The sequence below is a fragment of the Alcaligenes sp. MMA genome (assembly GCF_020907215.1).
Taxonomy (GTDB): Bacteria; Pseudomonadota; Gammaproteobacteria; order Burkholderiales; family Burkholderiaceae_B; genus Alcaligenes; species Alcaligenes aquatilis.
In genome coordinates this window covers 1351435-1364978 of sequence record NZ_JAJJPP010000001.1, presented here as the reverse complement: position 1 = coordinate 1364978, position 13544 = coordinate 1351435, and the positions used below count along the sequence as shown (strand labels likewise).

The 13544-nt window shown below is 56.2% G+C and carries 12 protein-coding genes; 11 read left to right on the top strand and 1 reads right to left on the bottom strand.

Going from position 1 to position 13544, the window contains the following annotated elements; genetic code table 11:
* The first annotated feature begins 207 nt into the window (after positions 1-207).
* Positions 208-1878 carry a 2-isopropylmalate synthase gene (locus LNA76_RS06210; protein ID WP_230018806.1) on the top strand — a complete coding sequence of 557 codons (1671 nt, stop codon included), beginning with the start codon at positions 208-210 and terminating at the stop codon, positions 1876-1878.
* 230 nt (positions 1879-2108) lie between these two features.
* On the opposite strand, the gene LNA76_RS06205 is transcribed toward LNA76_RS06210, so the two are convergent.
* Complete coding sequence (locus LNA76_RS06205; protein WP_230018460.1) at positions 2109-2981, bottom strand: LysR family transcriptional regulator; 873 nt, start codon at positions 2979-2981, stop codon at positions 2109-2111.
* Positions 2982-3124: 143 nt separating this feature from the next.
* On the opposite strand from LNA76_RS06205, the gene LNA76_RS06200 reads away from it, so the two are divergent.
* The 10 genes from LNA76_RS06200 to LNA76_RS06155 all read left to right on the top strand — a co-directional run bounded on the left by LNA76_RS06200 (position 3125) and on the right by LNA76_RS06155 (position 13372).
* Positions 3125-4300, top strand: coding sequence for a muconate/chloromuconate family cycloisomerase (locus LNA76_RS06200; RefSeq protein WP_199827887.1), 1176 nt, complete (start codon positions 3125-3127; stop codon positions 4298-4300).
* Positions 4301-4368: 68 nt separating this feature from the next.
* On the top strand, positions 4369-5304 hold the full coding sequence (gene catA / locus LNA76_RS06195; protein ID WP_094196504.1) for a catechol 1,2-dioxygenase: 936 nt from the start codon (positions 4369-4371) through the stop codon (positions 5302-5304).
* A 125-nt stretch (positions 5305-5429) separates the two neighbouring features.
* Positions 5430-6125 carry a 3-oxoacid CoA-transferase subunit A gene (locus LNA76_RS06190; protein ID WP_108727380.1) on the top strand — a complete coding sequence of 232 codons (696 nt, stop codon included), beginning with the start codon at positions 5430-5432 and terminating at the stop codon, positions 6123-6125.
* A gap of 26 nt (positions 6126-6151) precedes the next feature.
* Complete coding sequence (locus LNA76_RS06185) at positions 6152-6820, top strand: 3-oxoacid CoA-transferase subunit B (protein WP_230018458.1); 669 nt, start codon at positions 6152-6154, stop codon at positions 6818-6820.
* Positions 6817-7620, top strand: coding sequence for a 3-oxoadipate enol-lactonase (gene pcaD / locus LNA76_RS06180; RefSeq protein WP_108727382.1), 804 nt, complete (start codon positions 6817-6819; stop codon positions 7618-7620). Before LNA76_RS06185 ends, pcaD begins: the two co-directional genes overlap by 4 nt.
* 33 nt (positions 7621-7653) lie before the next feature.
* On the top strand, positions 7654-7929 hold the full coding sequence (catC, locus tag LNA76_RS06175; RefSeq protein WP_009454559.1) for a muconolactone Delta-isomerase: 276 nt from the start codon (positions 7654-7656) through the stop codon (positions 7927-7929).
* Positions 7930-8182: 253 nt separating this feature from the next.
* Entirely contained in the window at positions 8183-9346 is a 1164-nt protein-coding gene (locus LNA76_RS06170; RefSeq protein WP_230018456.1) for a benzoate/H(+) symporter BenE family transporter, read from the top strand.
* 13 nt (positions 9347-9359) lie between these two features.
* On the top strand, positions 9360-10622 hold the full coding sequence (locus tag LNA76_RS06165) for a GTPase (protein ID WP_230018454.1): 1263 nt from the start codon (positions 9360-9362) through the stop codon (positions 10620-10622).
* Positions 10622-12163, top strand: coding sequence for a GTPase (locus LNA76_RS06160; RefSeq protein WP_230018451.1), 1542 nt, complete (start codon positions 10622-10624; stop codon positions 12161-12163). The genes LNA76_RS06165 and LNA76_RS06160 overlap by 1 nt, the downstream gene beginning before the upstream one ends.
* 366 nt (positions 12164-12529) lie before the next feature.
* Positions 12530-13372, top strand: coding sequence for a ZIP family metal transporter (locus tag LNA76_RS06155; RefSeq protein ID WP_230018805.1), 843 nt, complete (start codon positions 12530-12532; stop codon positions 13370-13372).
* Positions 13373-13544 lie beyond the last annotated feature (172 nt).

The following is a 13544-nucleotide window of genomic DNA, read 5'->3' as shown; positions in this document are numbered from 1 at the left end:
TTATCGTCTTCATCAAGCACTTTGGGATTGAAGCTGCTGTGACTTATTTGCACTTGCTATCGCTAGGCCTACTAGCCCTGACATCCGGTCGGGGTCCGTACGCCTGTGTGTGCGAATGGTCCTATCCTGGTTTCCCCAGACCCCGACTGTAGCCAGCTCCTTGGAGCAGGGAAGCCAGGTATGTCATTCCCTATATTCGAGGTTCTCATGCTGACTGATCCTTCCCACAAATACCGTCCCTTTCCCGTCGTCAACTTGCCCGATCGCCAGTGGCCACAACGTACCCTGAACAAGGCGCCCGTATGGTTGTCTACCGATTTGCGTGACGGCAACCAGGCCCTGTTCGAGCCTATGAATCGCGACCGCAAATTGCGCCTGTTTCAGGAGTTGGTCCGCATTGGTTTCAAGGAAATCGAAGTGGGTTTTCCGTCTGCTTCGCAAACGGATTTTGATATCGTTCGTCAACTGATTGACGAGGGCATGATCCCGAATGACGTCACGCCTATGGTGATCACCCAACTGCGTGAAGATCTGATTGAAACCACGGTACGTAGCGTGGCGGGGGCGCGTCGTGTGATTGTGCATTTCTACAATGCCATCGCACCAGCGTTTCGTGACATTGTCTTTGGTATGGAAGTGCCGCAAATCATAAACATGGTGCGGCAGCATGTGGAGCTGTTCAAGCGCCTGACCGCCCAGCACCCGGAAACGGAGTGGGTGTTGCAGTATTCGCCTGAAACCTTTTGCATGGCAGAATTGGACGTGTCGCTGGCTGTCTGCAACGCGGCCATTGATGCCTGGGACGCGGGGCCAACGCGACCCATGATCATCAATCTGCCCACCACGGTGGAAGTGACGACTGCGAACGTTTTTGCCGATCAGATTGAATGGATGGATCGCCATCTGGATAGACGTGAACATATCGTCTTGTCGGTGCATCCGCATAACGACCGTGGCACAGGCGTTGCTTGCGCCGAACAAGCCATGCTGGCTGGCGCACAGCGTGTTGAGGGCTGCCTGTTTGGCAATGGCGAGCGCAGTGGCAATCTGGATGTGGTGACCTTGGCATTGAATCTGTATACCCAAGGCATTTCGCCAAACCTGGATTTCTCCGATATTTCGGCAGTAGCCCGTATTGCGGAAGAGGCGACTTCCTTGCCCATCCACCCGCGTCATCCCTATGTGGGTGATCTGGTCTTCACCGCTTTTTCCGGTTCTCATCAGGACGCGATTGCCAAGGGCTTTGCGGTGCAGAAAGAAGATGCCCCGTGGCGCGTGCCTTATCTGCCGGTCGATCCCAAGGATTTGGGCCGCACCTACGACAGCATCGTGCGTGTTAACAGCCAGTCCGGCAAAGGTGGCATCGCTTTTCTACTGGAACGCGACTACGGCATTGTGATGCCGCGTCGCATGCAGGTGGAGTTCAGCGCCATTGTTCAGCAGATTGCCGATTCCAGCGAAACGGAGTTGAACAGTCAGCAGATCTGGGAACTGTTTGAAACCACCTACCTGCAAGCCAATCAGCGCCAAGGGAGCACCAGCTACCGTACCCATGGTCTGTTCGATGAGGCGCAAGGGCAGCAGGGTATAGAGCTGCAATGCGTGAATGCTAATGGCGAGACTGAAACCTATACCGGAACAGGCAATGGCCCGATTGCGGCGACGGTGGCAGCCTTGAATTTGCCTTTGCGTATCGACAGCTACGAGGAACGCAGCCTGGGCTCTGGCGCAGACGCCTGCGCCATGGCAATTGTGGAAGCGGTCATGCCGGGTGTGCCTGGATCGAAATTTGGCGTGGGCAAACACGCGAATATCATCACGGCCAGTGTGATGGCGGTCATGAATGCGGCGGCGCGATTTGAGGAGGTCAAGGCGTAAGCAGTCAACGGTGTGCGGTGGTCCGTGCTACTTGATTAATCGACCAATCAGTGCGGGCCACATTCAAGGCCAGGCGCTTAGGCAGGCTGCTCAGCCTTCTGAGTTATAGCTTTGTCAGCTTGTTGAATCATCACCTGATGAATGCTTGTTGCTGGTTCTAGTTAAGGTGTTAACGATATCGGAGTGGCCTGAGAAGTGAATCAATCCAGTCTCAACGGGGCAGCCAGGCCTTACATCCCTTCCGCCAAGCCCTTGATCGCCTCGATATACCAAGCCTGATCATTCATCCTGTGCGTCAGAATAATTGGTGAGGTCGCCTGCGGTTCTTCTATCAAGCGATAGTGCAGATCGTTGCGCAGGCGTGCCGAGGTCGGGATCAGGCACAATCCGGAATCAGCCGCCACCAGGCCCAAGGCGGCTTGAATTTCCCCGGCCTCATAGACTTGCGCCGGGCGCACGCTGTGATCATGCAGCAGGTGCAGAACGTGGTCTGCAAAGCTGGGTCGGGGCTCTTTCGGGTAAACAATCAGCTTTTGGCCTTGCACTTTTTTCAGGCTCAAAGGCGTGTCCGAATCGGCCAGATTCGAGCTGGGTGGAATGGCCAGGGCCAGTTGCTCTTCCCGTAATACGGTTCTTTGCACCGACGCATCATTTAACCGTATTCGCCCAAAGCCCACATCAATCCGTCCCGACTTCAAGGCCTCCAATTGCTGCATGGAGGTCAGCTCCACCGTTTGCAAGTCCACTTCCGGATATTGGTGGCGTAGCTTGCGCATCAAGGCGGGCAAACCGCCATACAGGGTCGACGCTACAAAGCCTATCGACAGGGTTTGCCGTTGATGCAGCCCGATCTGCCGTGTCGTATGCACCAACTGATCCACCCGGCTCAGTATCTGCAAGGCCTGTTCATAAAATACCCGTCCGGCTTCGGTCAGCCGCAAGGGCCGGTTATTGCGCAGCAGCAGTGTGACGCCCAGCTCTTCTTCCAGCAATTGGATTTGTCGGCTCAGTGGGGGCTGGGCCATATGCAGGCGCTCGGACGCCCGGGTGAAGTTGCGGGTTTCGGCAACAGCCACAAAATATTTGAGTTGACGTAGATCCATAAGGGAAAACCATACCTAGGCTGAATTGATGGAGTTTAGTTTCTTGATTTTTAATATTTATATCAGAAACTATACCCATAAGGTATAGAACTAGACCTATTTAGTCTTGGAAATAACTGGCCTGCTTCGTGTTCAATCAAGTCATGGAACACACGCGATCTTCTCAACTATTAGCAACTCCGGCCCTGATCGAACGGGTGGAGACTTTGCTGCTGGATCTGCCTACGATCCGTCCTCATCAATTGGCGATGACGACCATGCAAGGCCAGACTTTGATGCTGGTGCGCTTGTACTGCTCGGACGGTACGGTGGGTGTCGGCGAGGGCACGACCATTGGTGGTCTGGCCTACGGCGCCGAGTCGCCCGAAGGCATGAAGCTGGCTATCGACACCTATTTCACTCCCTTGCTGCTGGGCGCCAATGCCAATGCCGTGCCTGCCATCATGGCCCGCTTGAATACGGCGATTCAGGATAACCGTTTTGCCAAAAGTGCAGTGGAAACGGCCCTGTTTGATGCCTTGGGCAAGCGCACGGGTCTGCCGGTTTCGCACCTGCTGGGTGGCCGCATGCGCGAGAGCCTGCCCGTGGCATGGACGCTGGCTTCCGGTAATACCGCCAAGGATATTGATGAAGCCGAGCGCATGTTGGCGCAGGCTCGTCACCGTATTTTTAAACTCAAGATTGGTCGCCGCCCGGTAAAGGACGATGTGGCTCATGTGGCGGCCATCAAGAAGGCGTTGGGCGACCGTGCCGACGTGCGTGTGGACGTGAACATGGCCTGGAGCCCCTTGCAGGCTCAGCATGGTTTGGCGGGCTTGGTTGATGCAGGTTGTTCCCTGGTAGAGCAGCCGGTGCGGCGAGCTGATGCGCTGGCCGATCTGAAAGGTCGCTTCCCGATTGCCTTGATGGCCGATGAATCCCTGACCGGCCCGGCCTCGGCCTTTGCACTGGCCCGTGACTGTGCCGCTGATGTGTTCGCCATCAAGATTGAACAGTCCGGTGGTTTGCGTGCGGGCTTGCAAGTCGCCGCGATTGCCGAAGCGGCTGGTATTGAAGTGTATGGCGGCACCATGCTGGAAGGCGCGATCGGTACGATTGCGGCAGCTCATGTGTTTGCCACAGTGAACCAGTTGCAGTGGGGCACTGAGTTGTTCGGGCCTTTGCTCTTGACCGAGGAAATTCTGGCAGAGCCACTGAATTACAGCAATTTTGAATTACAGATACCTCAAGGGCCGGGTTTGGGTATCGTACTGGACGAGGATCGTGTCCAGTATTTCCGTCGCGACAAGACACACATCAGTGTTGGCTCGGCTGCCTAGGCGCAATAAGAAGCCAGTCGTAACGGCTTTGCTTGGAACACTTTTTTCAGGATATTAGGAGACACAGAATGAGCGTAAAAATTTTTGATACCCCCGATGTACAAGACTTCCTGCGTTTGGCCTCTGGCCTGGATCAGCCCGGTGGCAATCCACGCGTCAAGCAGATCATGCACCGCATCATCAGCGATCTGTTCAAGACCATTGAAGATTTGGAAATCACCAACGACGAGTACTGGGCAGCCGTGGCTTACCTGAACCGTTTGGGCACGGCCAGTGAAGCCGGTTTGCTGTCTCCCGGTCTGGGCTTTGATCGTTTCCTGGACATGCGCATGGACGCCATGGACAAGGAACTGGGTCTGGACAACGGTACCCCTCGCACTATTGAAGGTCCTTTGTACGTATCGGGCGCGCCTGTGGCCCAAGGTTTTGTTCGCCTGGACGATGGTTCCGATACCGCCGGCGAAACCCTGATCATGCACGGCGTCGTGGCTGGTGCGGACGGCAAGCCTATCGCGGGTGCCCAGGTTGAAGTTTGGCACGCCAACACTAAAGGCTTTTACTCGCACTTTGACCCCACTGGCGAGCAACAGCCCTTCAATATGCGTCGCACCATCATTACCGACGAAAATGGTCGCTACAAGTTCCAGAGCATTGTGCCCAAGGGCTACGGCTGTCCTCCGGATGGTCCTACCCAAGGCTTGCTGAACGAGCTGGGCCGTCACGGTAACCGTCCTGCGCACATTCATTTCTTTGTGACCGCTCCTGGCCACCGCAAGCTGACCACGCAGATCAACATCGACGGCGATCCGCTGGTGTACGACGACTTCGCCTACGCCACTCGCGACGGTCTGGTACCACCACTGACCGAGCACACGGATCCTGCCCGCATTGCTGCTGAAAACCTGGATGGTCCGTTTGCAGAGATCGTGTTTGATATTTCCTTGACCCCCTTGGTCGATGGCAAGGACAACCAGATCGTGAATCGTCCACGTCTGGCTGCCTAAGTCTTGCTGTAGCCCAGCGCCTGTGTTTGCCTCGTCAAACCAGGCCCTGGGCTGACTTGTTTTTGCTGTGCCTGACGTAAGGGCTAAGCCCATCCGTAGCGTCAGTGCTTCATACGGAGAACGGAGTGATCGATAAACAGGTAAGCAGTGTTGCACAGGCTTTGCAGGATGTGCAGGACGGCGCCACGATTCTGGTCGGTGGTTTTGGAACGGCTGGCATACCCACGGAGTTGATCGACGGCCTGATCGAGCAAGGCGCTCGTGACCTGACCATCGTCAACAATAACGCGGGTAATGGCGATGTGGGGCTGGCGGCTTTGCTTAAAACAGGCCGGGTACGCAAGATTATTTGCAGCTTCCCCCGTCAGGCTGATTCCTGGGTATTTGATGACTTGTATCGCAGCGGCAAGATCGAGCTGGAGTTGGTGCCACAAGGCAATCTGGCCGAACGATTGCGCGCCGCCGGTGCGGGTATCGGTGGCTTTTTCTGCCCCACAGGCTATGGCACAGAACTGGCCAAGGGCAAGGAAACACGTTTGATCAATGGTCGCTGGCATGTCTATGAAGAGCCCATTCATGGCGATGTCGCCCTGATCAAGGCCGAGCGGGGGGACCGTTGGGGGAATTTGACCTACCGCATGGCGGCGCGCAACTTTGGTCCCGTCATGGCGACTGCGGCTCGCACCACCATTGCCAGTGTGTTTGAGCTGGCAGAACTGGGAGAGCTGGACCCTGAAACCATTGTGACGCCCGGCATTCACGTGCGCCGCGTCGTGGTGGTGCCGCGCAGCCGTACAGAGGCAGGTGGGTTCAAGGCATGAACGAACAGAGCATGAAGGGGGACAGCATGACGCTTACTTATCAGCGCCGCAGTAAAGACGAATTGGCGCAGCGCGTCGCCCAGGACATCCATGACGGCGCTTATGTGAATTTGGGTATTGGCATGCCAACCCTGGTGGCCAACCATTTGCCCGCTGGTGTGGAAGTGGTGCTGCACAGCGAGAACGGTATTCTGGGCATGGGCCCGGCTCCGGCAGCCGGGCAGGAAGATTACGATTTGATCAATGCGGGCAAGCAGGCGGTCACGCTGCTGCCCGGTGGTGCGTTTTTCCATCATGCGGACAGCTTTGGCATGATGCGTGGCGGGCATCTGGATATTTGTGTGCTGGGCGCTTTTCAGGTGTCGGCAACCGGGGATCTGGCCAACTGGAGCACGGGCGAGCCTGGCGCGATTCCGGCTGTGGGTGGCGCTATGGATTTGGCGATTGGCGCGAAACAGACCTGGGTCATGATGGATGTACTGACCAAGCAAGGTGTCAGCAAACTGGTTGAACAATGCAGCTACCCCTTGACTGGCTTGGCTTGCGTCAAACGTGTGTATACCGATTTGGCGACCTTGGCTTGCACGCCAGAGGGTTTGCAACTGATTGATCTGGTGCCCGGTTTGACCCTTGAAGCACTGGAAGAAATGATTGGTTTGCCCATTGCCGTGGCAATGCAAGGAGAGGGCCAATGACGGTCAGCCCCAGCGCCTTGAATACCGAGCGGGGCATGTTTCGCGTCAGCGTGCAAGGTGATCCGCTGGCCCCGGCCCTGATTCTGAGCAACTCCTTGGGTACCACCCAAGAAATGTGGGACCCGCAGGTGGCCGGTTTCGCCCAGTCCTACCGTCTGATTCGTTATGACACTCGCGGTCATGGCGGCAGCCCTGTTACTCCCGGCCCATACCGCTTCAAGGATTTGGGGCGTGATGTGCTGGCGATTCTGGACGCGTTGGATATTGAACGCGCTGCGTTTTGCGGCTTGTCCATGGGCGGTCACACTGGCTTGTGGTTGGGGGTGAATGCACCGGAGCGTTTGAATGCGCTGATCGTGTGCAATAGCGCGGCCAAAATTGGTACCGCTCAAGCCTGGCAGGAACGTGCCCAAGCGTTGCGTCAAAGTGGTGCCGCCCAGATGCGGGCCCTGGCGGACTCGGCACCTTCGCGTTGGTTTGGGGAGGCCTTCATTCAGCAATCGCCGGAGTTGGTCAAAGCTATGCAGGATGGTCTGGCCAAGCTGAACCCACTGGGTTATGCCGCCTGCTGCGATGCCTTGGCCGAGTCGGATCTGCGAGATCAGATCAGCCGTATTGCGGCACCGACTTTACTGGTCGCCGGCGAGTGGGATCCCGTCACGACGGTGGCCGATGCCCAGGCCATGCAAGCCAGTATTCCTGGCTCCAAAGTGGCTGTTGTACCGGCCTCGCACCTGTCCAATCTGGAAGCGCCCGAAGCCTTCGAGCGCGCCGTACTGAATTTTTTAGCCCAGGCCTAAGTGCCCGAGCGCTTGTTTTTAGAAAGGAACACCATGCTTTATCTGGTTCACATGATTGTTGATATCCCTGACTCCCTGCCTGCCGAAGAGGCTGCCCGTATCAAGGCCGAAGAAAAAGCCTACTCGCAGGATCTGCAGCGTTCGGGCAAGTGGCCGCATATTTGGCGCGTGGTGGGGCAGTACGCCAACTACAGCGTGTTCGATGTCGAGAGCAATGAAGAGCTGCACAATTTGCTTAGCGCTTTGCCTTTGTTCCCTTATATGCAGATTTCCGTGACTCCCTTGGCAACGCACCCGTCGGCTATTTAAGTTTTACAGAAGTAAAAAGGGCCCCCACGCCGCGCCTTCGGCTTGCGCTCCACCTCGCGGCCTGCATGCCGCTCGGATTCGTCAGGCACACAGCAGTCCGCAATGGACTACTGTGTGTCCCGGCTCATCCTTGAGGGGGCCGCTTTTCCCTTGGGGCGGCCCGGCGGTAAAAAAACTCAGGCTGTGATCCCAGCGCAGTCTGAGCACCGAGTACAGTTGAGAGTTCAAACAACAAGACTGGGGAGACAAATCGATGGGATTGAAAAGTGGATCGGCGTCGGTCTGGGTGGCTGGATTTTTGTCGGTGTTGATTGCCTATGCCGGGCCTTTGCTGATCTTTATTCAGGCTGCACAAGTAGGCCGAATTGCCGATGCAGAGCTGATCTCCTGGATCTGGGCGATTTCCATAGGCGCTGGTTTGAGCGGTTTGCTCCTGAGCGCGTATCTGAAGCTGCCCATTATTACGGCCTGGTCCGCGCCGGGCACGGCCTTGCTGCTGACCCTGTTTCCAGGCATCACCATGCCTGAAGTGGTGGGGGCGTATCTGAGCGCCGCCTTGATTATCGTCGTCATTGGTTTGACAGGCGGTTTTGAAAAAATTCTTTCCTTCATCCCCAAAGGCATTGCTGCGGGCATGATGGCTGGCATTTTGCTTCAGTTCGGTATGGCTGCGTTCAAGTCCAGCAGTGACATGCCCGCCACCGTCCTGCTCATGTTGGCGGTGTACTTGTTGGGTAAGCGTTTCTTGCCGCGCTACGCGATTGTGCTGGTGGCCTTGTCCGGATTTGTGATGGCCATGCTCACCGGCCAAGTGCATATGGAAGCGTTCAAGCTGGAGCTGGCCCGCCCGGTTTGGGTTAGTCCGGAATTCAATATCGCGACCTTATTGAGCCTGACTTTACCCTTGGTGCTGGTCAGTTTGACGGGGCAGTATTTGCCCGGCATGGCGGTCTTGCAGTTGGCGGGCTACCCCACGCCATCGCGTCCTGTGTTGGCAGGCACCGGCTTGGCCTCGATGCTGGTGGCCTGTTTTGGTGGCATCACCATTGTGCTGTCGTCCATTACCGCTGCCTTGTGTACGGGCAAGGATGCCCATCCTGATCCGGATAAGCGTTATGTGGCCGGTATGGCCAATGGCGTGTTTTATCTGTTGGGTGGCACCTTTGCCGGCTCGATTGTGTATTTATTCACCGCTTTGCCCGCCTCCTTGATTGCAGCCTTGGCGGGCCTGGCCTTGATTGGGGCCATTGTGGCCAATGTGCGGGTGATGGTCAGCGAAAGCGGCTATATCGAGCCGTCTGTCATCACATTTCTAACTACCGCATCCGGTATGAGCCTGTTTGGACTGGGCGCCGCATTTTGGGGCGTGGTGTTTGGCCTGGTGGCGTATCGCTTGCTTGGGTCCAGACATAAGTAAAAAAGGAAGAGACATGAATCAGTTGGCACTATCCCTTGATCACATATTGGAGCCTGTGCTGGCCGTGTTGCCACAGCGCCGTTGGGATCTGGATCGCTTGCGCGTTCTCTTGCAATTGAATGTGCCGCCAACGGTGACCGTAGTTGGTAAATACAATCATGGCAAAAGTCGTCTGCTCAATGAGTTGATGGGCAGTGATGTTTTCAATGTGGCGGACCGCCGTGAAACTGTCGCATTGGCCGAGCATGTCCATGAAGGCGTGCGCTGGCTGGATGCGCCGGGTCTGTATGCAGACGTGGCCTTGCAGGATGATGCCCTGGCACGTGAAGCTATGGGTTTGCAGGCGGATATTCGCCTGTTCGTCCACGCTGCCAAAGAAGGTGAGCTGGATGCCTTGGAAAGCAATTTGCTGCAAGAGCTGGCTGCGGATCATCAGCGCTCGCAGCGTCAGAACCTGATGGTCATCAGCCAGATTGACCAGTTGGCCGATGACGAGCAGCAAGAGAAAGTGTTGGGCGCCATTCAGCAGCAGTGTGCCGGTGTGACGTTGCATCCGGTGTCCAGCACCCGCTATCGCCAGGGGCGTGAAGGTGGCAAGCCGCGCATGCTGGAGAAAAGCGGAATTCCGGCTTTGCAGGCTTCTTTGGAAGCCGCCTTGACGCGTGTGCCGCAAGCCCGCGAGTTCGAGCGCGAAGCCTTGCTGACCGAGCTGACACAAGAATTGAATGCCTTGCAGCAAACGCAAGAGCAAAGCCTGCACAGCCTGCAGCAGACGCAACAGCAGCAGCACATTGATTTTGTTGAAGGTCTGCGCAAAATTCTGGAAGGCATCGCAAAGGATCTGGAGCCAGTGGTCAATGCGCCCGGTGTGGATCATTCCCTGGTGCCGGATACCTTCGAGTTTGGTTTCAAGATGACGGCAGGCAAGCAAGAGCGTGCCCGTTTGCAGATTGCCTATTCGCGTGCGTGTATTGCGATCAATGGTCACCTGGTGGAGTACGGTGCCGTAGGCTTGCCAGCGGCGCAACGTACCTCGGTGCGCAGCATGGATACCGTCATGATTGCGGTGATGGGCGTGTCGGTGAAGTACCGTGCTGACCTGCGCCGCATCTTCTGCGAACAGGCTGGGCGCGACAAGCTGGTTCAGGACTTCACCCATTATTTTGACGTCTCGGATGGCCGTGTGGCCTTGGAACAGCAGATCGAAACGACTGAAAACCAGCTTGAGCAAACGCGTCAGGCTTTGGAAAGTCTGTCCACATTGGAGCATGCCTAATGTCGGTGGAAAGCACGTTTATCAAGGCGGTTGCGCAGCTCAATCCTGCCAGTCAGGATAGGCAGCCTGCTATTGCCAGGATGGAGCAGTGGCTGGCGGATTTGGGCCAGAAGACCGTGGCGCAATCCTTGTCCGGCACGGCTTTGGTCGAGCAGGGCACCTTGGCGCAAAGTGCTCAACAATTAAATCAGCAACTGCAGGCACAAAGAGAAGCCTGGGCGGCTTCCTGGTCGGCATTGGCACCAGCGCAGGAGTTGGCGGATCGTTTCCGCGATCGCATCATGTTGCTGGTGTTTGGTTCTTTTAATGCCGGTAAAAGCTCCTTGTGTAATTTCCTGGCGGACCGCTTTCGTCGTCAGGGTCATAGCGTGGATTTTTTTCGTCTGGCCGATGGGCAGATGCAGCCCATGCCTGAAGGTTTTCAGGAAGGAGCAACGGAAACCACCGTTGCCTTGCAAGGGGTATGTCTGGGCGAGAAGCTGGTTTTGCTGGATACCCCCGGCTTGCACTCGGCCAATGCGCATAACGCTGCTTTGACACAGCAGTTTCTGGAAAGTACCGACGCGCTTTTGTGGCTGAGCAGCTCCAGCGCACCGGGGCAGGTTCAGGAACTGGGCGATTTGCTGGTGGAACTGCGCCGCAACAAACCCTTGCTGCCGGTAATTACCCGCAGCGATCGCATCGAGGAAGATGAGATCGACGACGAGATCGTCAAAGTGCTTTGCAACAAGACAGCCGATAACCGCCAGTTGCAGGAAGAGGACGTGATGACACGGGCGGCGCAGGCTCTAAACCATTGGGGATTGAGCCGTGATTTGCTCAAACCCGCTTTGTCCTTGTCCGTGCATATGGCGCGTAGTCAGCAGGACGAAGATCAGGGCTTGGAACAGGCGGGTTTCGAGCGCTTGTATCTGGCCGTGCAGAACCTGCTAACGCCTGCCCTGGCCTACAAGCAGCGCAAACCTGCCGAACTGCAATTGCACCATATTGAAGAGGCGATTCTAAGTCCTTTGATGCAAACGCTGGAGCAGGGCGCTGCTCAATTGCGTCAGCGTATTGAAGAACAAACGGTAGTTTTGCAAGGCGCTGTACAGGTCCTGACCGAAGGCACCTGGCGGCGAGTGGTGCCCCAATTGCCCGAGGTGCTGGAAGAGCATGCCGGTAAGCAAGATGTGGCGGCTGTACGTACCGAGCTTGGCCAGAACATAGGCAAGGCATTTGCAGATCTAAGCCAGACGGTTCTGGTCAACTTTCAACTGACCCAGCCGGATTTGCCGACACTGAGTCTGCCTGCTCACATTGGCTATGAAGTGTTCCAGGAGCAGGGGGAAGGGCAAGCGCCGCTGATCGACTACAACCGCCTGTACATGAGCTTGAGTGATGGGGTGATGACTGGTGCACAGGAGCTGGCGGAACAGGTAGTGGAGCAGGCTGAGCAAAGCCTGGAACAGCTCAAGCAGGAGCTGATTGGCTTGGAAAATGCTGTGGCTGATCAGGCCCAGGCTTTGGAGGCGATCAAGCGTCAATTGCACGCGGCGTGAGGTAGCATTAAATCGGTTTTGCATTGCCATGCAAAACACAGAAAACCGGCTGGATAGCGGTTAAACCTCAAGCTGATTTCATGGATTGTGGCTTATTTGTTGAAATGCTAATGAGAATTGTTAGCGTTTCGATATTTGTGTTTTAAATCGAAGGTGAAGTCGCTATGATGGTTTGTATAGCATCCACGCCTTAGCCAAGAGCCGTTTTACGGCTTTTGGTGTCTGTACTAGGCAAACCTGGATTGCGTAATTTTCTGGGGGCGCACGGCGATGAAACCGAAAACAAGCCACTACTTTTTACCTAATAAAGGGACTTCGCCTCACTGGCACCAACACCTGCGTCTATGGATTGGACTGATCATCTCCATGGGCGGCATCTGGGCGCTCTGTCATCAGTTCTGGCTATATGCACAAGATCACCCGGTGGTCTTGCAGGCCCTGCTAGGCGGTTCCATCGCAGCGTTGGCCACGGCACTGGGCACGGTGCCTGTCATGTTTTCTCAAACCATGTCGCAGCGCACCCAGGATACGCTGTATGGCTTTGGGGCAGGGGTGATGCTGGCCGCTTGTGCCTTCTCCTTGGTTTTGCCGGGTCTGGAAGCGGCAGAGAAGCAGCAGGTGTTTGGCGGTGGTGCCTGGGGGGCGGGCTTAGCAGTGGGCTTTTCCATCTTGCTGGGGGCCGCGGCCTTGATGCTGCTCGATCGCATCCTGCCGCACGAGCATTTCATTAAAGGGCGCGAGGGGCCCGGTAATGCCTCATCGACCAAGCTGCGCCGTACCTGGCTGTTTGTGATCGCGATTATGCTGCACAACTTCCCAGAAGGTTTGGCCATTGGTGTGGGCTATGTGGGCAATGAAGGGGTGCGCGCCAATGCGCTGGCCACGGGTATTGCCATTCAGGACGTGCCTGAAGGCTTGGTAGTGGCGCTGGCCTTGCTGGCCGCCGGTTACAGCCGTACTTTCTCTGTTGTGTTGGGCATGGCCAGTGGTTTGGTTGAGCCGGTCGGTGCGGTGCTAGGGGCAGTGGCAGTCAGCAGTTCGCTGGTGCTTCTGCCTTTTGGTCTGGGCTTTGCGGCGGGTGCCATGCTGTTTGTGATCAGCCACGAGATCATTCCCGAATCGCACCGGCAAGGACATGAAACCTTTGCGACGGGTGGTTTGATGATCGGCTTTGTCTTGATGATGCTGCTGGATACTGCTTTAGGATAAGCAGGTTCGCAAAAAAAATAGCCTGAACAAGCTCGTCTTGTTTCAGGCTATTTTTTTGGCTTTGGCTTTGGCTTTGGCTTTGGCTTTGGCTTTGGCTTTGGCTTTGGCTTTGGCTTTGGCTGTAGATCCGCGCATGAATGCCTGGCAAGATTGTTCCCGACAAGGTTTTTGC